The organism is Polymorphobacter sp. (genome assembly GCF_051860865.1).
In the GTDB taxonomy this organism is placed as follows: Bacteria; Pseudomonadota; Alphaproteobacteria; order Sphingomonadales; family Sphingomonadaceae; genus Sandarakinorhabdus.
The window spans coordinates 1-22,998 of sequence record NZ_JBIMKZ010000039.1 but is presented as its reverse complement, the minus strand read 5'-3'; the positions used below and the strand labels follow the sequence as shown (position 1 = coordinate 22,998).

Annotated in this window: 13 protein-coding genes and 1 tRNA gene; 6 read left to right on the top strand and 8 right to left on the bottom strand. The window is 67.5% G+C overall.

What is annotated here, in order from left to right:
• The first annotated feature begins 74 nt into the window (after positions 1-74).
• The 6 genes from ACTIFJ_RS08860 to ACTIFJ_RS08835 are packed head-to-tail and all read left to right on the top strand — an operon-like array spanning position 75 to position 10,559.
• Complete coding sequence (locus ACTIFJ_RS08860) at positions 75-512, top strand: hypothetical protein (protein ID WP_439533742.1); 438 nt, start codon at positions 75-77, stop codon at positions 510-512.
• The gene (locus ACTIFJ_RS08855) at positions 509-1,231 is read left to right on the top strand and encodes a cellulose synthase operon protein YhjQ/BcsQ (protein ID WP_439533741.1); all 723 of its coding nucleotides are present in this window, start codon (positions 509-511) and stop codon (positions 1,229-1,231) included. Before ACTIFJ_RS08860 ends, ACTIFJ_RS08855 begins: the two co-directional genes overlap by 4 nt.
• Complete coding sequence (bcsA, locus tag ACTIFJ_RS08850; RefSeq protein ID WP_439533740.1) at positions 1,228-5,670, top strand: UDP-forming cellulose synthase catalytic subunit; 4,443 nt, start codon at positions 1,228-1,230, stop codon at positions 5,668-5,670. Before ACTIFJ_RS08855 ends, bcsA begins: the two co-directional genes overlap by 4 nt.
• Positions 5,667-9,032, top strand: a complete 3,366-nt coding sequence (locus ACTIFJ_RS08845; RefSeq protein WP_439533739.1) for a cellulose synthase subunit BcsC-related outer membrane protein — start codon at positions 5,667-5,669, stop codon at positions 9,030-9,032. The genes bcsA and ACTIFJ_RS08845 overlap by 4 nt, the downstream gene beginning before the upstream one ends.
• A 2-nt stretch (positions 9,033-9,034) precedes the next feature.
• Positions 9,035-9,505: a cellulose biosynthesis protein BcsD gene (gene bcsD, locus ACTIFJ_RS08840; protein ID WP_439533738.1), complete on the top strand. Its 471-nt coding sequence runs from the start codon at positions 9,035-9,037 to the stop codon at positions 9,503-9,505.
• Complete coding sequence (locus ACTIFJ_RS08835; protein ID WP_439533737.1) at positions 9,495-10,559, top strand: glycosyl hydrolase family 8; 1,065 nt, start codon at positions 9,495-9,497, stop codon at positions 10,557-10,559. The genes bcsD and ACTIFJ_RS08835 overlap by 11 nt, the downstream gene beginning before the upstream one ends.
• Before the next feature lie 18 nt (positions 10,560-10,577).
• Here ACTIFJ_RS08835 and ACTIFJ_RS08830 read toward each other — a convergent pair whose 3' ends face one another.
• The 8 genes from ACTIFJ_RS08830 to ACTIFJ_RS08795 form a co-directional block, all read right to left on the bottom strand.
• Positions 10,578-11,072: a GFA family protein gene (locus ACTIFJ_RS08830; RefSeq protein WP_439533736.1), complete on the bottom strand. Its 495-nt coding sequence runs from the start codon at positions 11,070-11,072 to the stop codon at positions 10,578-10,580.
• Positions 11,072-11,368, bottom strand: a complete 297-nt coding sequence (locus ACTIFJ_RS08825; RefSeq protein ID WP_439533735.1) for a plasmid stabilization protein — start codon at positions 11,366-11,368, stop codon at positions 11,072-11,074. The genes ACTIFJ_RS08830 and ACTIFJ_RS08825 overlap by 1 nt, the downstream gene beginning before the upstream one ends.
• Before the next feature lie 165 nt (positions 11,369-11,533).
• The gene (locus ACTIFJ_RS08820; RefSeq protein WP_439533734.1) at positions 11,534-17,017 is read right to left on the bottom strand and encodes a choice-of-anchor I family protein; all 5,484 of its coding nucleotides are present in this window, start codon (positions 17,015-17,017) and stop codon (positions 11,534-11,536) included.
• Positions 17,018-17,164: 147 nt separating this feature from the next.
• Positions 17,165-18,316: an HlyD family efflux transporter periplasmic adaptor subunit gene (locus ACTIFJ_RS08815; RefSeq protein ID WP_439533733.1), complete on the bottom strand. Its 1,152-nt coding sequence runs from the start codon at positions 18,314-18,316 to the stop codon at positions 17,165-17,167.
• A gap of 26 nt (positions 18,317-18,342) precedes the next feature.
• Complete coding sequence (locus ACTIFJ_RS08810) at positions 18,343-20,478, bottom strand: ATP-binding cassette domain-containing protein (protein ID WP_439533732.1); 2,136 nt, start codon at positions 20,476-20,478, stop codon at positions 18,343-18,345.
• The gene (locus tag ACTIFJ_RS08805; protein WP_439533731.1) at positions 20,475-21,872 is read right to left on the bottom strand and encodes a TolC family protein; all 1,398 of its coding nucleotides are present in this window, start codon (positions 21,870-21,872) and stop codon (positions 20,475-20,477) included. Before ACTIFJ_RS08805 ends, ACTIFJ_RS08810 begins: the two co-directional genes overlap by 4 nt.
• 187 nt (positions 21,873-22,059) lie before the next feature.
• Positions 22,060-22,134: transfer RNA gene (locus tag ACTIFJ_RS08800), tRNA-Glu, on the bottom strand.
• Between the two features lie 54 nt (positions 22,135-22,188).
• Positions 22,189-22,938 carry a DUF2243 domain-containing protein gene (locus ACTIFJ_RS08795; RefSeq protein WP_439533730.1) on the bottom strand — a complete coding sequence of 250 codons (750 nt, stop codon included), beginning with the start codon at positions 22,936-22,938 and terminating at the stop codon, positions 22,189-22,191.
• Between the last annotated feature and the right edge of the window lie 60 nt (positions 22,939-22,998).

Genomic DNA, 22,998 nt, shown 5'->3' with positions numbered 1-22,998 from the left:
CGGCTTTGCTCAAAATGCCTTAAGGTTCCGTCCAGCCTTTATCATTCTGTTCAAGGAATGTGACAGCAGCTCCTATGCGTCGTGATACCAAAGAGCTCTTCGGCCGTCTGGGTGTAGAGTCGTTCAAATATCAGGAATTTGAAAGCCCGCTGTCGGAGTCCGACGTGTGGCCGATGTTCCAGGCGCTGCTGCGCGATGAGCGCGTTATTGGCCACGCCAACAGCGATCTGGAGGCCGACCCAGCGCCCGTGCCGCAGCTGGTTTCGCTGCCACCACGTTCCGCTCCGTCGACGCCCGGCCCCCCGCCCGTTCAGCCGGTCGCGGGCATGCCCGCCGCGGCGGCTGTGCATCCTGCCGTTGCGGTGCCGGCCAGCCCGCCCGTCCGCCGCAACACCCTGTTTGCCAGCTACGCCCCGGTCGCGGCCACGCCCCGGATCGACATCAGCGACCTGGTCGACCGCGGCGAGAGCGTTCGTGCCATCCTCAAGCGGTTGTCGCAGGCTGAAAAGTGACGCTGATCATCGTCCATTCTCCCAAGGGTGGCGTCGGCGCTACTTTCATCGCCGCGCAGCTGGCGATTCGGCTGGCCGAGCCGGGCAGGGAGGTCGTCGCCATCGATTGCACCGGCCAAGACTCTCTTAAGCTCCATTTCGGTCTGCGGCCGGCGCAGTCGCTGGAGTCGGTTGCCGACACCGGTGCCAACGCCCTGGTCGTTATGGGCGTTGCATTGATGAGCGGCAGCAACATCCGTCAGGCCGCCTTCGACGATGATGCTGACGCGCTTGCCGCACTGGTTCCGGCCGACCGCATCACCGTCGTCGATGTCGCGTCCTTTGATTACCGTCTCAAGGAGCAGCTGGCGCCCCACGCCACGCTCCACCTCTGCGTCATGATGCCGTCGGCGGCGGCCATCGCCACCCTGCCGATGGTCGATTCCCGCACTGCCACGGTCGAATTGCCCAACACCGCCTTCGTGGTGAACCAAATAGATGACCGGCTGAAACTGTCGCGGGACACGACGCGATTCCTCGAAGAACTGCTCGGCGACAAGCTGATCGCCCGCATCCGCCGCGACGAGGCTGTCAACCAGGCGCTGGCTATGTTCCAGCAGATCCCACGCCTCGCCCCGTCGAGCGTCGTGCTCCAGGATCTCGCGACGCTGACTGGCGCCGTCGAGCAGCGTTGCGGACTTGCCGAACAGGACCTCGCTGTCGCGGGCCCGCCACGATGACCGATGCCGGGGGCGACACGTCAATGCTGTCCGATGTCGACCGGTCCTGGCCGGCGCGGATAGGCACGTTGCTGGCCGGTCTCGCCGCTATCCCGTTGCTGGTGCTGGTCATCGGCGTGCCGCTGGACCTTGAAGCCCAATGGCTGTTCGCCGGCGCGTCGGTGCTCGGCGCCATCCTCATCGGCCGCATTCCCGGCCGCCGCGCCACCCTCGCCGTCGCGCTGCTCTCGCTGATTGTCTCGACGCGTTACCTGGTCTGGCGCACCACCCAGACGCTGGAGTTCGAGACCCTCCCGGAACTGCTGCTCGGTGGCGGCCTCTATCTCGCCGAAGTCTATGCCTGGGTGATCCTCGTGCTCGGCGTCGTTCAGACCTCATGGCCGCTCGATCGGCCGGTCGTCGAGATCGAGGGCGAGCCGGACGACTGGCCGATGGTCGACGTCTATATCCCTACCTACAACGAGAGCCTCGCCATCGTCCGCACCACCGTCTTCGCCGCGCAGGACATGGACTATCCCGAGCACCGCTACCGCATCTTCATTCTCGATGACGGCCGCCGCCCGGAATTCCGGGCCTTCGCCCGCGAGGCCGGCTGCGGCTACTTGACCCGCACCGACAATCTCCACGCCAAGGCCGGCAATCTCAATGCCGCCATGAAGCGTACCGACGGTGAATTGATCGCCATCTTCGATTGCGACCATGTGCCGACGCGCGCCTTTCTCCAGCTTACCGTCGGCTGGTTCCAGAAGGACAGGAAGCTGGCCGTGCTGCAGACGCCGCACCATTTCTATTCGTCGGACCCGGTGCAGCGCAATCTCGTCCGCGTCCGCGACATGCCGGGCGAGGGCGAGCTGTTCTACAATATCGTCCAGGGCGGCAACGATCTCTGGAACGCCGCCTTTTTCTGCGGCAGCTGCGCCATCATCCGCCGCGAGGCACTGGCCCAGACCAATGGTTTCGCCGGCGAGACGGTTACCGAAGATGCCCATACCGCGCTCAAGCTTCAGCGGATGGGCTGGAACACCGCCTATATCAACGTCCGCCTTTCGGCCGGACTCGCCACCGAGCGGCTGATCCTCCACATCGGCCAGCGCATCCGCTGGGCGCGCGGCATGACCCAGATTTTCCGTGTCGACAATCCGATGTTCGGCCCCGGCCTCAGTTTCCAGCAGCGGCTTTGCTACCTAAACGCCATGCTGCACTTCCAGTTTCCGCTGCCGCGCATCGTCTTCATCACCTCGCCGCTCGCCTATCTGCTGGCGGGCCAGAACATCATCAAGGCGTCGGCGGCGCTGATCTTCGCCTATGCGCTGCCTCACCTGTTCATCTCGATGGCCTCGAGCAAACGCCTGCAGGGCGGTGACCGACGACCCTTCTGGGGCGAGATCTACGAAACCTTGCTCGCCTTCCACCTCGTCAAGCCGACGCTCTACACCCTGATCAACCCGCACAAGGGCAAATTCAACGTGACCGACAAAGGCAGCCTGCTCGACCGCCACTATTTCGATTTCCTCACCGTGCGGCCGCACCTGATCACGCTTGCCCTGCTGGTCGCCGGCATCCTCGGCGCCTTCGCCCGCGTCCTGTTCCCCGGTGGCGAGGACGAAGGCCAGATCGGCACGCTGCTGCTCAACACCGCCTGGGCCGGCTTCAGCATGATGATTCTGCTCGCCGCCATCGCCGTGGCACGCGAGCGCCGCCAAACCCGGACTGATATCCGGATCGAGGTGCGGATGCCGGTCACCGTGCATTTTACCGACGGCTTTGTCGTCGATGGTCATACCATCGACGTGTCGATGGGCGGTCTGCTCATCAGCCTGCCAGCAGGTACGGCAGTGCATGACGACGGCATTAGCCATGTATCTATGCTGATGGGCGACGAAACGCTCACGCTGCCGGCCGCCATGATTCGCATGGAAGGCCAGCGCGGCCGCATAAGCTTCCTGCCGCTGGATAATGTCCAGACCCGCCAGCTGGTCCGCGCCGTGATGGGCCGGTCCGATGCCTGGCAGCTTCCGCGCCCCCATCCCACCGTCTCCGGCATCAGCTCGGTCGCCGATATTGCCAGCGTCGCCTGGTCGACGGTCCGCGCCATCTTCAGCTGGCGCCCCGCCCCCCGCGCACCCGCCACACCCGCCCCGGCGTCCGGACCGCAGCCGGTCAAGCCCAAGTCGAAGGCGCAGGCCATAGCCGCCGCGGTCACAGCTGCCGCAGTGCTCGTCGCTGTTGGTGCCGATCGTGTCCACGCCCAGCCGGCCGCTGCACTGGCCCGTTCATCTTCCGCTCCGGCTGCCGCGCCGGCCGTTGCGCCGGCATCCCCTCTCACACCTTCCAGCTTGCGCCTGTCGCTGAAGGACCTGCAGGTGCGCAGCCCGATCCGCCTCGTCGGCACCAGCGCCGAGATCGGTATTCCGTTCGGCATGCGGCGCGATGTCGTCGTCACCGGCGCCACCCTGACCCTTAGCTTCGCCTATTCGCCGGCGCTGCTCGGCGATGTCAGCCAGCTCGTCGTCCTGCTCAACGGCGAGGTCGTCCAGATCATGCCGATGCGCCCTGATGCCGCCGGCGGCCAGCAGGTGCGGATTCCGATCAACCCGGCGCTGTTCCTCGTCGGCGATAACCAGCTCAACATCCGCTTCCTCGGTCATTATACCCGGGATTGCGAAGACCCTTCGCACTCCTCGCTCTGGGCCAATATCAGCAACACCCGCTCGTTCCTCGACATTGCGGTCCAGCCGGTGGCGCTGCGCCCCGATCTCGGCGCGCTGCCGGCGCCGTTCTTCGATCGGTTCGCGCCCGGCCCGCTGCGACTGCCGTTCGTCTTCGCCGCGTCGCCGACCAACGGCGAGCTGGAGGCCGCCGCCAGCGTCGCCTCCTGGCTCGGCGGCCAGGCCAGCTACCGCACCTTCGCTTTTCGCCCGTTCTACAATCAGCTGCCCAAGGGCAACGCCGTGGTATTTGTCACCCCGTCGCGTCGCGTCGACGGCGTCCCTGTCGATATCACCGGCTCGGGGATTGAGGTGATGGTCAATCCGGTTGATCCGGCCGGTCAGCTGCTGATCGTCATGGGCCGCGATGACCGCCAGCTGAAGCAGGCGGCCGCCGCCATGGCCACCGGCCGCGGCCTGTTCGCCGGCCGCAAGGTGTCGACTGCCGATGCTCGCATTCCTGCCTATAATGCCTATGGCGCGCCGCGCTGGCTGCGCACCGATCGCCCGGTCCAGCTCGGCGAGCTGGTCGATCCGTTCACGCTGCAGGGCAGGGGCCTGCCGCCCGGCCCGTTGACCGCGCCGTTCCGCGCCGCGCCGGACCTGTTCTTCTGGCCCCGCCAGGGCGGCCGCATGAACATTCATTATCGTTATCCCGGCGCCCCCTGGCTCGATGCCCGCGCCTCGCGCCTCGATATCTCGGTCAATGGCCAGTATCTCGATACGCTCGGCTTCGCTACCGTGCCATGGTGGAACCGCCTGCTCGGCCGTTCCGAAACCGTCGCGCCGGAATCCAGGGCCTCGCTGATCCTGCCCAAGTATATCCTGTTCGGCCAGAACGAGCTGATCTTCGATTACAGCCTGGTTCTCGCCAACCAGAAGCGTTGCGCCACTGTGCTGCCCCAGAATGTGCGCACAAGCGTCCTGCCGGACAGCAGCATCGACCTCTCGAACACCTATCACGCCGCGCATATGCCCGATCTCGCCACCTTTGCCGGCGCCGGCTATCCGTTCACCGTCCATCCCGATCTCGCCCAGACCGTGGTGGTCATGCAGCGCGAGGCCAGCCCCGATGTCGTCGAGGCCTTTCTCGGCGTGATGGGCCGCTTCGGCGATTCAACTGGCGTGCCGGCCAGCCGCGTCACTGTCACCCGCCAGCCCAGCGCCGAGCAGCTCGAAGACAAGGACATCCTCGTCATCGGCACGCTCGACCTGACCCGCGCCGAAACATTGTTCGCCACCAGCCCGGTGCAATATGTTGGTGGCCGGTTCCAGGTTCGCGAACGTTCATTGCTCCGCCGCACCTTCGATGCCGTTTCGCCCTATCGGCGGGACCCGGCCAAGACCGTCGAGGGCTTCCTCACCACGGCCTCGGCGTTCAGCGGGCTGACCAGCTTTGAGTCGCCGTTCAGCAGCGCCCGCACGGTCGTGGCCATCCTCGCCAAGGAGCCGGAGACGCTGCCGCCGCTGATCGCCGGCCTCAGCGATGTCGCCACCAACGCCCAGGTTCAGGGCGATTTGTCGGTGTCGGTCGGCGAGGACATGGTCAGCTATGCCGTCAGCGAGGGCTATTGGGTCGGCACGTTGCCGTCGTGGCTGAAGATCGCCTTCCTGTTCAGCCAGCGGCCGCTGCTGATGGCCCTGAGCGGCATCGGCCTGGCGCTGCTACTGTCCGGCCCGGTCTACCTGCTGCTGCGCCGCCAGCGCCGCAAGCGGCTGGCCGGCGAATGATGCGGCTGCGTATCGGCCTGCTGCTGGCCGTCAGTCTCATCGCCGTCGAGGCGCGGGCGCAGACCCCAGCCGTCGAGGCGCTGCTCAAGCAGGGCAGCTACTGGCAGTCGAAAGGCCGCAAGGACCTCGCCGCCCAGGCCTATCGGCGCGTGCTGGCCATCGACCCCGCCAATGCCACGGCCCGGCGTGCCCTCGCCCAGGCCAGTCCCGCACCGCCTCCTGCCGCCGCCCGCGCTGTCACCCCGTCGAAGGTGCCCAATCGCGCACCCGGTGCATCCTTGCCTGCCGTCGCCGCGCCCGCCGCCCCGCGCACCGCCGCCGTTTCCACCACCGCCGTCCCCGCCGCGGACCGCGCCGGAGACAGCCGCGCCGCCGGCTTCCGCAAGCTGGACGCCAATGATCTCACCGGCGCCGCCCGCGATTTCCGCGCCGCGCTGGCGATCCGCCCCAATGACGCGGAATCGCTGGGCGGCCTCGGCCTCGTCCAGCTCCGCCAGCAGCGCTTCGTCGAAGCCCGGGACAATCTCGCCCGGGCCTCGTCGCAGGGCCGCCCCGCCCAATGGGCCGAAGCGCTGGCGTCGGCGCGCTTCTTCGCCGGCCTCGAATCCGCCCGCAGCCTGCGCGCCGCCGGCCGCATCGACGAAGCCCAGAAGATCGCCGAGGAACTCTCGGCCTCCTCGTCGCCCGACCGCGGCCCGGCGCTAGAACTGCTCGCCCAGATCTACGAGGCCAAAGGCCATTTCGCCGAGGCCGCCGCCCTGTACCAGACCGCCGCCGGCCTGCGCCCCAGCCAATCCGCCCCCACCGCCGCTGCGCCGGCCGCCACCGGCGCCCGTCTACAGCTTCAAGCCACCCGCGCGTTGGCGCTGGAGGCCGCCGCCGCCAACAACGACAGCGAAGCCGAGCGGCTGTTCCGGCGCGGCCTGATGGAAGGCCCCGCCGATCCGTGGATCCGCTATGACTACGGTCGCTTTCTCACCCAGCGCGGCCGCCGCAACGACGTTCAGGGGCTCATCTCGTCGCTGACCATGATGCCCGGCGTCGAGCCGATCTACGCCGCAGCCCTGCTCAACAGCCAGATCGGCCAGGACGGCGTCGCCGAGCAACTGATGGGCCGCATTCCCGAAGACCAGCAGACCGTGCCGATGCGCAGCTTCATTGCCGGCCTCAGGGTCGATGCCGCCGTCGCCCGCGCTCGCTCGCTCGCCGGCCGGGGCCAGCCGGCCGAGGGTCTGGCGCTGCTTCGCCAGCAGGCGCAGACGCCCGGCCTGTCGATGGGCAAGCTCGGCCAGCTCGCCAGCGCCCTCCAAGATCTCGGGGACAAGCCCGGCGCCACCACGCTGGCCCTGCAAGGCCTCCGCCTCGGTTCAACCGACCCCGCCGATTTCGAATCCGTCGTCCGCGTGCTCGCCCAGACCGGCCAGGACGATCTCGCGCAGCAGGCGGTTCAGCAGGCCGCCACTGCCGCCGGCGCCTTCGGCGGCGGCCAGGCGCTGCTCGCTCGCCTCAATGCCGTCGTCGTGGTTACCCAGGCCGACCGCATGCGCGAAGCCGAAGATTATGCCCCGGCCTTCGATCTGCTCCAGAGTGCCTGGCTGGCCTCGCCCGGTAACATCGAGATCCTCGGCGCGCTGGCCCGTCTCTACCAGTCGGGCGGCCTCGCCCCCCAGGCCGCGCAGACTTTCCGCATGGTCCTGGAGAAGTCGCCGGACGACAAGGGCGCCCTCATCGGCCTCGTCGATACCGCCGCCAGCAGCGGCGACCATGCGCTGGCCCGTGCCGCGCTCGAGCGGGCGCTGCGGCTCGCGCCGGAGGATTACACCGTCTATCTCGCCGCTGCCCGGATGGAACGGGCGCGCGGCAACCAGGGCGCCTCGGCGCGCTACCTCAGGCAGGCACGCGCGCTTTACACCCGTCAGGCCCAGGCCACCGGCGGCGGTTTCGGCACCAGCAATCCCTTCGCCGCCACGGCCCGGCGGGACACCATCGCCGCCGCCCCGGTCAATCCGTTCGAGCTCGCCACCCGTTCGACGTCCACACGCCGGAGCGCCGACGATGATCTGCTCCCCGGCCGCCAGCCTTCGCGCCGCAGCAGCAACGACAACCTGCTCGCCGGGTTCGACGACCGCGCCACGCTCGGTACGCTGCCCGGCACGCCGCCGCCATTCGCCAACCGTGTTGGCCGACCGCTGGCCAGCAGTGATCCCATCCTCCAGTCGATCGACCAGGATCTCGGCAGCTTCGCCGCTGCCGACGAAACCCGCGCCGACGTCAAGACCGAATATCGCCAGCGGGTCGGCGAAGTCGGCCTCAGCCAGCTCAAGTCGATCAGCGGCCGCGCCGAGGTCTCCACCGGCTTCGCCGGCGGCCGCGTCTCCGCCGTGGCGCTGGCCAGCACCATCGACGCCGGCCGCCCGATCGGCTCCGGCCTCGCCCGCTTCGGCCGCAATGCCACCCCGGAGGCCGAGGCCATCGTTGCCGCCCAGCCATCGCGGCTCACCGCCGCCGGCACCCAGGTCGCCACCGGTGTTGCCGTATCGGTCGGCTGGGCCAATGATCTGGTCAAGGCCGATGTCGGCAGCACCCCACTCGGCTTCGGCGAAACCAGCATCGTCGGCGGCATCTCGGTGTCGCCGCGCCTGTCGCCGTCGGTCACCGCCCGCATCTGGGGCGAGCGCCGCGCCGTGGAGGACAGCGTCATCTCGCACGCCGGCACCACCGATCCGGTCACCGGCGATTTCTGGGGCGCCGTCCGCCGTGCTGGCGGCGGCGCCTCGGTGTCCTACGATGTCGAGGGCACCGGCGTTTACGCCGATGGCTCCTATTACCGCTACGCCGGCCGCTCGGTCCGCTCCAACAGCGGCATCCAGGCCAATGTCGGCGGCTACCTCCGCATCGCCAGCGGCGAGACCTCGCTGCTCAGCGTCGGCACCAACGCCAATTACCAGCGCTTCGACAATCAGCAGAATTACTTCACCTTCGGCCATGGCGGCTATTTTAGCCCGCAGAGCTTCCTCAGCGTCAGCTTCCCGATCCATTATCAGCTGCGCCGGCCCCAGGGACTCGATATCGATGTCAATGTCGCGCCGGGCTACCAGAGCTACAGCCAGGACGCCGCGGACGTCTATCCGACGGACCCCGCCGCCCAAGCCCGGCTCAATGCCCTCAAGGTGCTCAACAATGACGTCCGCTCCACCTTCGACAGCAGCAGCGAGACCGGTTTTGGACTCTCTGCCAACGCCTCGGTATATTATGCCATCAATCCGCGCATGAAGATCGGCAGCGAGGCCAATTACAACAGCTTTGGTGCCTATCGTGAATTCCGCGGTTCGGTCGGCATCAAGCAGGTCATCGGAGACTGACCATGGCTCTCGCAATCGTAGGCAACACCCCAAACACTATCGGCCCCGTTCCCGGCCCCAACCGGCCCCATGTCCTCGCCCTGCAACTGGCGGTGGTCGACGAGGTCTTCGCCCAGGCCAGCCAGGAGCAGGCGGTGGCCTTCTTCATCGCCGTCGGCCGCCGGCTGGCCTCGGGACTGTCGCTGCCCAGCGACGACCGGCTGCTGACGCTCGAACAGGCGATCAACAATTTCTGGCAGCCACTCTGGCTCGGCCATGGCACGCTCACCGCCGACGACGAGGGCATCGTCATCAACCATGTCGATTATGCCAAGGCCGGGCCCGCCGCCTCGGAGACCTGGCCGCACGCTGCCGCCGCCGTGGTGCTCGGCGCCTACAGCGGCTGGTTCCAGTCGCTCGCCGACGAGCCGCCGCTGCAGACCCGGCTGGTCCAGCAATCGAGCGACCGGCTGATCATCCACCATGGCCTTTGATCGCCGCCGGCTGCTGATCGCCACCGCCCTGCTCACCACCTCGATCAGCGCCTGCGCCAAGGGCGCTCCCGCGAAGCCGGACGACCGCTCCGCCAGCGTGGTCGGCGACTGGGCGTCGTTCCGCGCCCTTTATCTGCGCCCCGATGGCCGGATCGTCGACACCGGCAACAATGGCATCAGCCACAGCGAAGGGCAGGGCTATGGCATGATCCTCGCCGAGGCCGCCGGGGACCGCACCGCCTTCGATTCCATGCTTGCCTGGACCGAGGAGCAGCTGCTCCGCCCCGATGTCTCGCTGTTCGCTTGGCGCTATGTCCCCGATGTGCCCAATCCGGTTGAAGATCCCAATAATGCCACCGATGGCGACATGCTGATCGCCTGGGCGCTGATGCGCGCCTCGGTTCGCTGGCAGCAGCCCGCCCATATGAAGCGGGCGAAGGAAATTCTTGCCGCCATTCGCGCCCGGCTGATCCACGTCCAGGCCGGACGGTCCCTGCTGCTGCCCGCGCTCACCGGTTTCGTTCATCCGGACCGAGTGACCATCAACCTGTCCTATTACATCTGGTCGGCGCTCGATCACTTCCGCAAGCACGATCCCTCCGAGGCCTGGAACTCGCTGATCCGCGACGGCGAACGCCTGACCCGCGACGCCCGCTTCGGCCCCTCGCGCCTGCCGACCGACTGGATCGACGTCACCGCCAAGGGCATCGTCCTGCCCGCCGCCGACAAGCCGCCGCGCTTCGGCTTCGATGCTATCCGCATGCCGCTCTATCAGCTCGCTGGCGACCGCCGCTCGCTAGCCAGCGACATCGCCACCTATTGGCGCCGCCTCGCCAGCCGCGGCGCCACCATCCCCGCATGGATCGACGTCATCACCGGCGAGCAGGCCCCCTATGGCCTGTCCGCCGGCGGCACCGCCATCGTCACCCGCCTGCTCGGCAACGGCGCCATGCCCCCCACCAGCCCGCCCGCCATCCTCGGCAGCGACTATTATTCGGATGTGCTCACCCTGCTGTCCCGCACCCTCTCGCCACGGCGCGAGCCCTTCTGGTAACGCCGCCCGTCGGGCGCGTCATGCCGGCGCTTCCCAAAGGCCTTGCGCCCGGTGCCATTCCTCCAGCGTCTGGTCCGCATAGCCGTCGAACATCCGGTCCCCAGGTCCGCTCTCGACCACCACCCAGTTACCCCTGGAACCCAGCATCATGTGCACCCGCGCCGGCGGCACCGGCAGTTCGCTGTCGACCGCCGATGCAAAGGGATGCACAAGGTCGGGATAGTCCGGGCTGAACACCCATAGTGCGCTGGCACAAGCTGCACAGAAATGCCGCTCGCCGCTGCTCGTCCGGCACCCGCCCTCGCCATCGTCGAGCGCCGCCCGGTAGACCGACGTCTCGCCCTGCACCGTCAGAGTCGACCGCTCGGCATGAAGGTTGATCGCATAGCCGCCCCCGCCCGCCGTCTTCCGGCAGATCGAGCAATAGCAGCGCAGGAACGGCACCGGCCCCCGGCTCTTTACCGAAAAGCGCACCGCCCCGCAGCGGCACGAGCCTTCAAGCGTCGGCGCCATCAGCCCTTGGCCTGCTTGCGCCGCGTCTCCCACCCTTTTTTCGCGGCCGCCGACCGTGTTTCCGCACTTTGACTGGTCGCGCTCTTGTGTCCGCCCTTGCGCGAAGCTTCATGGCTGTCCGGCTTCCCCCGCCCGGAGCCGGACTTGTTGCCGCCGCCGGACTCCTTGTTCACCGTCGCCCAGGCGCGCTTTTCGGCCTCGTCGGGGCTTACCCCGCGTGCCTCATAGCCTTCCTCGATATGCGCGGCCTTGCGCTTCTGCTTGTCAGTATAGCTGTTTTTGTCCCCACGCGGCATCGCACCTCTCCCGGCCATCGTCCTGCCAGCAGAACCGGAGGCTCAAAGGATGGTTCCAGGAACGCACGCGTCACGCTTTACGCGCCTTGCCAGCGAGGGCCGCTGCAAAAAAAGCGTCCCCGGCGCCGTGCGCCGGGGACGATGTCAGCTCGAGGGAAAAAAAGCTCAGGCGAATTCGAGCGTCTGGACCATCATCGTCATTTCGACCGTCATCAGCAGGCCATCGAGAACCGTGTCGTCACGCGCCTGCTGGTTCTGGATGCGCAGGTCGAACGCCTGGCTAGTCTCGGCAAGGTCGAAGGCAAGTTCGGGCGTGCCGAAATTCTCCTCGAAATATTCGGCAAAGGCCTGCTGCTCGCCGATGATGTTTGCGGGAACGACCCCGGCCGCGGTGAAATCCAGCGACGAGTCGACGGGCGCAGAGACCGTGCCATCATCGAGCAGGTAGCGGAAATTGCTGCCGTTCGCCTTGATCGCATAGCCGTCGCCGCCATTGGCGGTGAAGTTGAGTGTCACCACGGTGATCGTCGCGGGGGCACCGTCCACCACAACGCCATCGTCGGCGATGGCCGCCACCTTGTTGCCCAGTTCGTCCACCAGCGCGATATCGCGGATGCGGTCACCGGCTGCGCGGGTCGGATCGTAGCTGACCTGGACCCCGCCGAGCTGGAAGAAGCCGCCGTTGTTCGGCGTGGTCGCCGCCGGGTTGTTGAGGATGTTGAGCAGTCCCTGGGGCGTGGTGTCGAACACCATCAGTCCGTTGTCGAAGCGCAGCGAATTCTCGACATCGAGCTGGCTGACGACACCGTCGACATTGGGCAGGAAATCGACGGTCCCGTCTTCCTTTGGCGCCGACACCGTGCCGATCTGCGAGCGGATGCCGCCACCGTTCTTCAGTGAGACGATGACATCGTTCGGAGTCAGGCCAAGGGCATCGCGGGCGGCATCGGCATTGGCGTCGGCCGACACCGAACCGAGGTTGGTTTCCTGATTGCGCACCGCCGCGCGGGCGCCTTCGAGATAGACGTCGGAATAGCCATAGACGACTGAGGACTTGATATCGATGACGTTCTGAACGGCATCGGTGAGGGCGCGCACCGCCGCGCCGCGGGTGCCATCGGCAAATGCCGTGGTGTCGAGGTCAGCCTCGTCGACGCCCCAGGCCATCGCGACATTTTCGGCCGTGGAGGCATAGGCGCCGTTGATCGAGACGCGGGCCTCGAGGTTTTCGGTGATGATGACGCCGTTGCTATCGAAATCGACCACGAGCCGGCCGAGATAGGTATATTCATTGTCGGTGTTGACGATCAGCGTCGGCAGTTCGTCCGCGCCTTCGGTGAGGATAGGATAGGTGTCGGCAAAGTCGGCGGCGTGGCCGGGGAAGGCGACCGCAACATCGTCGGCGTCGCCAAGGCGGGTGTTGGAGCCGGCCGCGACGATGATGTCGATACCGGAGAGCAGCGGCGCGAGCGCCTCCTCATTGCCTATCAGCTGGAGGTGCGAAAGCAGGATGATCTTGTTGACGCCCTGCGCCACCAGGTCGTCGATATAGGGCTGAAGCTGGCTGGCCAGCAGCGCCATATTGTCGGCCTCGCCATTGGCGCCCGGGCCGGTGGGGAAGCCCTTGACCTCGGTGCCGGTCGGCGAGCTGATCTGCTCGAGGAGTTGCGTGGTGACACCGACGATGCCGATGTTCTCGCCATTCTCCTTGATGATTGCGGACGGCACGACGCGGCCTTTGAAATTGGCGGCATCTTCAAGGCCGTTCACGCCGAGCGTTTGGGTGAAGCGGGGGTTGAGGCTGCTGTCGCCCGAGAAATCGAGATTGGCCGAGACGAACGGGAACTGGGCGCCAACCCATGCGCCCGACGGGGCGAAGGCCTGGACGAAGCCGTCGCTGCCGAAATCGAATTCATGGTTGCCGATGGCAGACGCCTGGACCCCCATGGCATTGTGAATGGCAATATCGACCCGGCCCTGGGTGTTGCCACCCGGCAGTACCGAAGTGATCGACGGATCGGCACCGGCGGCGAAAAACGGTCCGGGAATGAAGGAATCGCCGCCCGACAGGGTGATCGAGTTGACGTAATCGTCCTCGAACGCGTCGATGAGCGCGGCCATGTTGGGCGCGGTCTGCGCCGCCAGCAGGCCGGCTTCGCCATCGGCGAAGTGCAGCAGCTGCAATGTGTAGGTGGTCGCCGGCGTGATGGTGATCGCGGTCAGTGTGTTGGAAACCTCGTTGGACACCAGCAACGTGGCTTCGCCGGTGGGGCTGTCGGCAGCGCTGATATAGACCAGGCCCTCGGGACTGATGTCGGTAAGGCCACGCACATATTGGACGAACTGGACGTTCCTTGGGTCGGTGACGTCGTAGATCATGACGCCGCCGCCGCCGCGTTCGATCGCGACAAAGGCCAGCACCGAGTCGCCGAACACGCCGGTGGTGATGCCCTCGGGCTCGGGCCCCTTGTTGTCGGAGCGGGTATCGTCGAACAGGCCGGTGCCCGGACCGTCGAAGGCGCCGCCGAGCGCCATGAACTGCTCGATATGCGAGGCACTGTCGAAGATGATCGTGCCGTTTTCGTCAATGATCGAGAAGGAGCGCGCGCCATAGGAGAGCAGCCGGTCGATATCGCCATCGCCGTCCAAGTCGCCATTGTTGCCGGGCGCGTTGGATACCGTATGACGGCCCAGCACCGTGGCGGTCTGCAGCGTGGCGGCGTTGGGGAAGACGGTGGGATCGAGGTCGAGGCTGCTGATCCGCGCGGCTTCCTCGATGTCGAGGAATTCGGGCAGGAAGTCGTCGCGGTCATCGCCTTCATTGGCCATGACGAAATAGGTGCGGTCGTCGCTGCCGGTGAACGACGAGATCGAATCCGGCATGAACTGGCCGAAGACCGGGTTGTCACGGGTCAGGTTGATGCCGCCGCGATCGACGAAATCGACAAGCAGATGCTCATAGCCCTTGAGCCCGAGCGGCACGATGTCCGTGATCGTCGCCGAGGCGATGTCGAGAATGGCGACGGCGTTGTTTTCCTGCAGTGTAATCAGCGCGCGGGTGCCGTCGGCGCTGACCGCGATATATTCGGGCTCGAGGTCCTGGGCGACCGTGGTCGTCTCAAAGCCCTCCTCCCCAGCAAACAGTCGGACGCCGGCGGCCTTGAGCGCGTCGAGCCGGTCGTTGAAGGCCGCGAAACCGGCGGTGGTGACCGTGGCATTGGCGACGCCGCCGGACATGTCGATGATGCTCACCGAGCCTTCGGGATCATTGCCTTCCTCGTCCAGTTCGCCTTCGTTGGCGACGAGGATCTTGCTGCCATCGGGCGTGAAGGTCACCATGTCCGGGTTGGCGCCGACGAGCACGCTGCCCAGCACCATGTCGGCATCGGCAACATCTCCGTCGGCCGCGAGGAAGAAGACACTGCCGGGCTGCGTCTTGTCGGCGGCGATGACGGCAACCGCGACGATGCCGTTCGACACCGTGACGCTGCTGATGTTGTTCGAACCCAGCGTGATCGTGCCGAGCAGGGTGAGATTGAGATCGGCATCCATCGAGACGACCTGCAGCCCGCCGCCCGAAGTGACGAAGATGCGGTTGCTGTCGGGATCGAAGGCCGAGATTTCCGCACCGCCGAGCTCGAGCGTGGCCGTGGCGCCAAAGTTGATGGCGCGATTGCCAGTCACCTCCAGGCGGTTGGTGACGTCGAACGGCGCAAAGGCCGCCGCGGCATTGCCGGCCGTGTCGGTAAGGCCGGTGCCATTATAGGACACCGTCACATCGCCGTCCGCTGCCAGCACCTGGCTGAGGCGCAAGGTGACGCGGTTGCCGGCGACGTTGAAGTCGGTGACCGTGATCGACGTATCCTGCATCACTGTAAAATTGGTGACCAAGGGCGTGCTCGCCATGTCGAGCGCTTCGTCGAAGTAGAGGGTAATGACATCGCCGAGCGCATCGATGCTGGCGTTGAGCAGCGTCGGTCCGGCCGATACCGTGACGACCAGCGCCGAGGAGGCGGCGCTGACGTTGCCGGCGGCATCGGTGGCGCGTGCAGTGATCGAGCGGTCGCCGGCGGCCAGTGCCACGTCGAGGCTGAACGCGCCGTCGGAGCCGGCCGTCACCGTGCCGAGGCTGGTGGCGCCGTCGAACAGTTCGACGCGGCTGCCGGCGGCGGCGGTGCCGCTGATCGTCAGCCCCTCAGTCTGGTCGGTGATGTTGTCGCTGTTCGACACGCCGGTGTCATCCACAGCAGCGAGATCGAGCCCGACCGGCGCGGCCGGCGCGGTGGTATCGACCGTGATCGCGAGCGGTGCCGAAGCCGCGCCGACATTGCCGGCAACATCGGTAGCAACCGCGGTAACGCTGCGGACGCCGGCCGCCAGCGTCACATCGAGGCTGAACGTGCCATTGGACCCGGCCGTGGTGGTGCCGAGGCTGGTGGTGCCGTCGAACAGCTGGACCGAGGCGCCGGCCTCGGCAGTGCCGGTGATGGTCAGGGCGGTGGTGTTGCGGGTGATGTTGTCGCTGTCCGATACGCCGGTGTCGTCCGCGGCGGCGAGATCGAGCCCGGTCGGCGCGGCGGGGGCGGTGGCATCCACGGTGACGACCAGGGCCGTCGACGGCGTGCTGACGTTGCCGGCGGTGTCGGTGGCCCGCGCGGTGATACTGCGCGCACCGGCGGGCAGCGTCACGTCGAGACTGAATGTGCCATTGGACCCGGCTGTGACCGTGCCGAGGCTGGTGGTGCCGTCGAACAGCTGGACCGAAGCGCCGGCCTCGGCGGTGCCGGTGATGGTCAGGGCGGTGGTGGTGCTGGTGATGTTATCGCTGTTCGACGCGCCGGTATCATCGGCGGCGGCGAGATCGAGCCCCGTCGGGGCCGCCGTCGAGGTATCGACGGTGATCACCAGCGCTGCCGACGCCGGGCTGGCGTTGCCAGCGGCATCGGTGGCGCGCGCGGTGATGCTGCGGGCCCCCGTCGGCAGCGTCACGTCTAGGCTGAAGCTGCCGGTCGAGGTGGCCGTGGTGCTGCCGAGACTGGTGGTGCCGTCGAACAGCTGGACGGTGGCGCCGGGTTCGGCCGAGCCGGTGATGGTCAGGCCCGTGGTGACCGATGTAAGATTATCTGTGTTCGACGTGCCACTGTCATCGGCGGCGGCGAGATCGAGGCCCGTGGGCGCAGCGGGTGCCGTGGTGTCGGGTCGCGGCTCATCGTCGCCGCCGCCCGATGCCACGAGGGCGATACCGCCACCGGCAGCGGCGGCGCCGAGCAGGGCATAAAGCAGCGTCGAATCGCCGCCACCGCCGACGCCGGCACCGGCGCCGGCAGGCGCGCCGTCGGTACCCGCGGTGTCCTGTGGGGCATCGGCATCATCGGCGAGGCCCGCATTCATGCCCGCGCCCTCGACATCAAGGCTGGCCAGCACCAGCGTCGTCGATCCTTCTTCGGCCTTGGCGTCGGCCACGAAATCGTCCAGGCTTTCCGGTGCCGGGTCCTGCGCCTCGTCTTCCGGCTTCTTCTTCAGCGCCGTGGCAGCGGCCACGGCCTTGGTCGGGGCGGCGATGGCGGGGCGGCCGGCCAGGGCGGCGGCGGCCGCCTGCCCGGGAGCCATGACGCTGTCAGCCGTCGTGCCGTTGGTCCGGATAGCCATCTTCTGTCCCCTTGGTCGATCCCCTGCGCGGCACCAGGCCCCCGCAGTCTGGTTGAAACACCTTGAAATTTCTAAGAGGCAATTATGATAACGTGATGCGATTTACTTTTCAGTTCGATGACAATGGGCAACCATGGCCGTCAGGGGCTAGCGCTCGCCCATCGCTTCGGACGCGGTCTTCAAAATCGGCTTGGTCAGGTACCGGAAGACAGTGGTCTCGCCGGTCTTGATCTCGGCGGTGACGGTCATGCCCGGCTGGATCTCGATTCGCTCGTTCGGCCGCGGCCGCATCGCGCCGATATCGACCTCGAGATTGACCCGGTAATAGACATTGTCGCCGCCGCTCGCCCGCTGCTCGATCAGCGTGTCCGGGCTGATATAGCTGACACGGCCGATCCCGGCGCCATAGATGCTCGAATCATAGGTATCGAACTTCACCGAGGCGGTCTGCCCGCGCTTGATGAACGCAATGTCGCGCGGCGCCACCTGGGCCTCGACGATCAGCTTTTCGCCGGTGGGCACGATCTGCAGCACTTCGTCGCTGGGGCGCAGTACGCCGCCGACTGTGGTCAGCCGGACATTCTTGACGATGCCGTTGGTCGGGGCGATCAGGTCGGCGGCGCCGAGCGCATCCTCGCGCTGGGCGAGGATCTGCTCGGCCGAAACCAGCTCTTCCTCGGTGCTGGTGAATTCGGTCTGCAGGTCCTGGATGTATTTGCCGCGCCGGTTGGATATCTGGCCCTGCAGGTCGACGATGCTGCGCTGCATCCGGATGATCTCCGACCGGGCGACATCGCCGGTTGCCACCAGCGGCCGGTTCATCTCCAGCTCCTCCCGCATCAGCCCGCGCATCGCATCGAGCGAGGCGATCTCGGCACGCAAGGCCGCGCGGCGGCGCAGATAGAGCTGGCGCTGATTGGCGACGAAGTCGGTGTAGGGCAGAACCTCGGCGGGAAAGTCCAACGCCTTGTCAAACAGTTCGGCATCGATCCGCGCCATGCGGCTCTTCAACGCCGCGACCTTGGCCCGCGCCTCTTCGACAGAAGCCTGCAGCTTGACCTTGTCGAGCCCGACGAGCAGCTGGCCGCGCTTCACCATATCGCCTTCGCGCACCCGGATCGTGGCGATGACACCGCCATCCGCGCTCTGGATGATCTGGACCCGGCCAATCGGGATCACCTTGCCCTGGGCGCGGGTGATCTGGTCCAGTTCCGCCCACAGCGACCACAGGATGAAGGCGACGAGCGTCCCCGCGATGGTCAGGATGATCAGCCCCGCCGGCTTGATGGTCTTGCGCATGGTGTCGATGTCTTTCGGCGGGAGGCTCAGCGCGGGATGGCGGTGGTGATGGTGCCCGGCGGCGGCGCGGCGGCGGCGGCGCGCAGCGGCCGCGGCGGCCTCGCCAGCATGTCTGCCGCCGGCCCGTCGGAGACGATGCGGCCGCCGGTCATCACGATGACGCGCTGGAACCGGGGCAGCAGCTGGAGCCGGTGGGTCACCATCACCAGCGTGCCCTGCGCGCCGACGGTCTCGTCCAGCGCCCCGAACATCGCCCGCTCACTGGCCTGGTCAAGGTTGGCGGTCGGCTCGTCGAGCAGCAGGATGCCGGGGCGGCCGAGCAGCAGCCGGTTGAGACCGACGAGGCTGCGCTGGCCGCCGGACAGCCCGGTGCCGCCTTCCTTGATCTGCAGGTCGAGCCCCTGCGGATGGCCGGCGATCAGGGCGTTCAGCCCGGTCCGCGTCGCCACCGCGAGGATATCGTCGTCGGTGACATGGCCGAGGCCGATCGAGAGGTTGTCACGCAGCGATCCGTTCACCAGCCGCACGTCCTGGGGGAGATAGCCGATGCGCGCACGGACGATGTCCTCGGCGACCTGGTCGAGATCGAGGCCGCCGATGGTGATCGACCCGGCCTGCGGCCGGTAGAGTCCGGCGAGCAGCCGCAGCAGCGTCGTCTTGCCCGAGCCGATGCCGCCGATGATGGCGACGCGCTCGCCGGCATTGATGGTCAGCGCCGGCACGTCGATCATCTCCCGGGCGCCGGGATAGGCGAAGCGAACGCCCTCGGCGCGCAGCGGCGGCGTCAGCGCCGAGGGCCGCAGCCGGGCGCTGCCGGCCGGCCGGTCCAGCGGCAACGCCAGGATCCCGTCCAGCGCCCGCAGCGACGACCGGGCATAGCCCCATTGCACGATCAGGTTCGGCAGCATTGCCACCAGCGGGCCATTGATGCGCCCGGCGATGATCGAGCAGGCCAGCAGCCCGCCGGCGGTCAGGTCGCCGGCCCCGACGGCGACCGCGCCCACCGCCATCACCGCGACATAGGCCGCTTGCTGAAGCAGCTGGAACACCGAGGCGGCGATCGCCGAAGTGCGCTTCACCGGATCCTCATGGTGATGGACCTCGCGGACCAGCCGGTTCCAGCGGCCGAGCATGAACCAGCCGCCCTGGTTGGCCTTGATCGATTCCGCTGCGTCGAGCGCTTCGACGAGCATGCCGTTCTTGCGGTTGCCGCTGACCTGGGCCCGGTCGGTGCCCTTGCGGATCATCCGGGCCAGGAGCAGGGCAATGGCCAGCGCGATCGGCAGGCTGATGATCGGCACGATGGCGACAGCGCCGCCGATATAGGCAATGACCAGGATGAACAGCAGCGCGAAGGGCAGGTCGGCGATCATGAACAGCGATGCCGACGACATCACCGCACGCACCTGCTCCAGCCCGCGCAGCTGCGCCGCCATGGTGCCGACGCCGGGCGGCCGGGCATCGAGCCGCACCGCCTGTGACCGGGCAAAGAAATATTCGGACACCTCGGCATCGATCTCGGCCGCCTCGCGCTCGATCATCACCGCGCGCAGCACGCGCAGGACGAAATCGAGAAGCAGCGCCACGGCGACACCGATCGTCAGCACGACCAGCGTGTCGTAGCTGCCGAGCGGAATCACCCGGTCATAGACCTGCATCGAATAGAGCGACGTCACCAGTGCCAGGATATTGGCAAAGACGGTGGCGACCGCCGCCATGCCGATCACATGCTTGCGGCGCATGATCGCCCGCCAGAAGATCGCGATTGCCGACGGCGTCTCGCTGCCCCGGAGCGGATCGGGGAGGGCGAGGTCGAAGAACGCCTGGTCGGCGGCATAGGGCAGGGACGCGGCCGTGCCGGCCAGCCGGATCGAGGCATCATGCTCCCATTGATCGGCGACCGCCCAGCCATGGCGCTGATCATGGACCAGCAACGGAAATTCGTCCGGCCGTGGCCGGGCATCGATTCGTACCGCCGCCGGCCAGGACAGGCGCGCCGTCAACCGCGCCAGCGCATCGCCGCCGGTCCAGTCCGCCGGCGCGGCGTCGGGGCTGCCGGCGGTGGCAAGTTCGGCCGCCCAGGTCGGTGCCAGCGGCAGGTTGCGGGTGCGGGCCAGCTGGGCGACGGCGTCGCGGAGATCAAGAAGCGGGGCAGGGGTCACGCGTCGCCCTCCCGGAAACTGTCGCCAGTCACGCCGGCAGGGTCGCCATGCGGCGGTGGCGGCTCGGTCGGCGGGACCGGCTGCCAGGCGCAGCTCCGCAGCAGCAACCGCGCCGTCGCGGCCATCGCGGCGGTCTCGGCCTCGGTCACCGAGAGCTGGGCGCTGGTGTTTTCGCGGACGGCGTTCATCACATCGAGCCAGGTGCGGCGCCCGGCCAAAAACTGGCGCTTGTAGGAGTCGGTGACGAGCGCGGAGGCGGCCGAGGCGCGCCCGCCGGTCTCGGCCCGTCGGCGTGCGGCGCGATCGGTGACTAGGTCCTGGCGCATGGCGTTGCGCAGCTCACGTTCGGCCGTCAGCCGCTGGAACATCACCGAATCGATCCGCGAGGCGGCACTGCTGACGGCGGCGAGCTGTGACAGCCCGTTGCCGGTCTGCACGCGCAGCGCCAGGCCGGCGCGCGTGCCGGTGATCTCGTTGTGCGAGGCCTGGCCGAGAAGCTGCGGGAACAGCAGGCCGCGCGCCACCTTCTGCTCGGCCCGGGCGGCGCGCGTCTCGAACTGAAGGCGCTCGATGACCGGGCTGCAGGCCAGCGCCCGGTCGACGGCATCGTCGCCCGCCGCCGGCTGGAGCCCATAGGCCGGCAGCGGTCCGACGTCGAAGGCAGGCGTGCCGACCAGCTGGACCAGCTGAAGATAACTGGCCTGGCGCAGGCTCTGGACCGCGGCCAACTCCTGCTCGACCTGCGCCGTGCGCGACAGGCCCAGCTCGAGGTCGGCGCGCGGCGACACCTCCTGCTCGACCCGGCGCCGGATGGTGTCGATCAGCGCCTGGTGCTGCGCCAGCCCTTCCCGCAGCACGGCCTCGCGGCGGGTGGCAGCGACGAGATCATAATAGGCCTGGACGGCGCGCAGGCCGATGTCCATCTGGGCTTCGCGCACGGCGCTGCCGCCGGCCGATAGCAGCGCGCGTGCGCGATCAATCGTCCCGCCGATCCGCCCGCCGGTCCAGATCGGCTGTTCCACGATGACATTGGCGATAACGCCGTCACCATCGTTTATCTGGTTTCCGCCGCGCAAGGCCAGCGCATCGACGCTGAGACTGGGAAAGCGCTGCCAATTGGCGCCGCGTAGCTCGGCCTTGCGCGCCGACTGCTCGGCACGCGCGCTTGTGATCGCGGGATAGGTCTGCATGGCCGATGACGCCGCCTCCTGGAGGGCCGGCGGGATCGCCAGCGGCGTCACTAGCGCGACGATGTCGCGGCTGCGGGGTTCCGGGCCCGGCGGCCCATAGGCCGGCGCTGCCCATGCCACGGGAGGAGCTGAAAGCGCCAGGATCGCGATCAGTGCCGGCGTTGCAGCCACCAGCAGTTTTGCAACGAGCATCAGGTCATCCATGGCGGGGACAGGTCCGTCAGCACCGCGCAGCGCGAGACCAGCCGTTGTCACTTCCTAGTCAAGGATGACGACAGAAATTTTTCATTTTAATGACGGGATGATGACGGTCGCGAGATCATCGTCTGTGTCAGTCATCCCGCACCGAAGCGGCCCGCCCGCGTTCGAGGTACAAGTGGCCGAAAAAATCTGGTGATCCCTACGGGAATCGAACCCGTGCTTTCGCCGTGAGAGGGCGACGTCCTGACCGCTAGACGAAGGGACCGTGCGCGAAGCGCGCTAGTGCGGCCGGAAGCCCGTCTTGTCAACCCGCACGCCCTCAGCTCCGGCTCCAGTCGAAGCACCCGGCCGGCAGTCCAGAGCCGCTGACCAGCATTGCGCCCCGCAGATACAAGTCCCAGCGCCGCTCCGGCGCCATGTCGACGACCACCACCCCCATCGCCCGGTCCGTCCACACCAGCCGCGCCTCGCTTTCCGCCAGTGCCGCCAGCACCTGGGGCGCTTCCATCCCGGGCCGGAACGCCACCGTCACGAACCTCTGGTCAGCCGGCGGCTGCAGCGCCCAGCCGCCGGCGCCCGCCGCCCCGATCGTCAGCGCCGCCAGCAACATCACGCCGGCCGGGCCCGTGCCACGCCCGCGCGCCAGCCACCACCCCCACAGCAACGGTACGATCCCGAACGCCAGAAACCAGCCGATATCCCATGCCAGTGGGTTCGGGCTGTCGATCCGGATCCGGTGAATCCCCAGCACCCAGTGCGACAGGATGCTGTCGACGACATGCCAGAGCCCGACGCCCGCCAGCAGTGCCGCTGCCAGCCCCCGCCCCGAGCCCGTCTCGCCACTCCGCTGCACCCGCCACAGTCCCCACAGCCCCAGCCCCGCCAGCCCGTACATCAGCGCATGAAACCAGCCGTCCCAGATCACCTGCATCCGCAGGTCACCAGCGCCGGGCACCAAGCTCAGCAGATGATGCCACTGCAATATCTGGTGCAGCAATATGCCATCGAAGAACCCGCCGAGCGCCACGCCCAGCAAGACCCCCCATCCCGTCCACGCCGATATCCGCACATGCCGTCTCCCGCTGCCCGTACAACAGCGGCGACGGCCTGCCGTTCCGCTAGAAGGTCT

Excerpts from the sequence above, each read along its gene's own strand:
- ACTIFJ_RS08860 (WP_439533742.1), top strand. The coding sequence starts at position 75 with ATGCGTCGTGATACCAAAGAGCTCTTCGGCCGTCTGGGTGTAGAGTCG.
- bcsA (WP_439533740.1), top strand. The coding sequence starts at position 1,228 with ATGACCGATGCCGGGGGCGACACGTCAATGCTGTCCGATGTCGACCGG.
- ACTIFJ_RS08845 (WP_439533739.1), top strand. The coding sequence starts at position 5,667 with ATGATGCGGCTGCGTATCGGCCTGCTGCTGGCCGTCAGTCTCATCGCC.
- bcsD (WP_439533738.1), top strand. The coding sequence starts at position 9,035 with ATGGCTCTCGCAATCGTAGGCAACACCCCAAACACTATCGGCCCCGTT.
- ACTIFJ_RS08835 (WP_439533737.1), top strand. The coding sequence starts at position 9,495 with ATGGCCTTTGATCGCCGCCGGCTGCTGATCGCCACCGCCCTGCTCACC.
- ACTIFJ_RS08830 (WP_439533736.1), bottom strand. The coding sequence starts at position 11,072 with ATGGCGCCGACGCTTGAAGGCTCGTGCCGCTGCGGGGCGGTGCGCTTT.
- ACTIFJ_RS08825 (WP_439533735.1), bottom strand. The coding sequence starts at position 11,368 with ATGCCGCGTGGGGACAAAAACAGCTATACTGACAAGCAGAAGCGCAAG.
- ACTIFJ_RS08820 (WP_439533734.1), bottom strand. The coding sequence starts at position 17,017 with ATGGCTATCCGGACCAACGGCACGACGGCTGACAGCGTCATGGCTCCC.
- ACTIFJ_RS08815 (WP_439533733.1), bottom strand. The coding sequence starts at position 18,316 with ATGCGCAAGACCATCAAGCCGGCGGGGCTGATCATCCTGACCATCGCG.
- ACTIFJ_RS08805 (WP_439533731.1), bottom strand. The coding sequence starts at position 21,872 with ATGGATGACCTGATGCTCGTTGCAAAACTGCTGGTGGCTGCAACGCCG.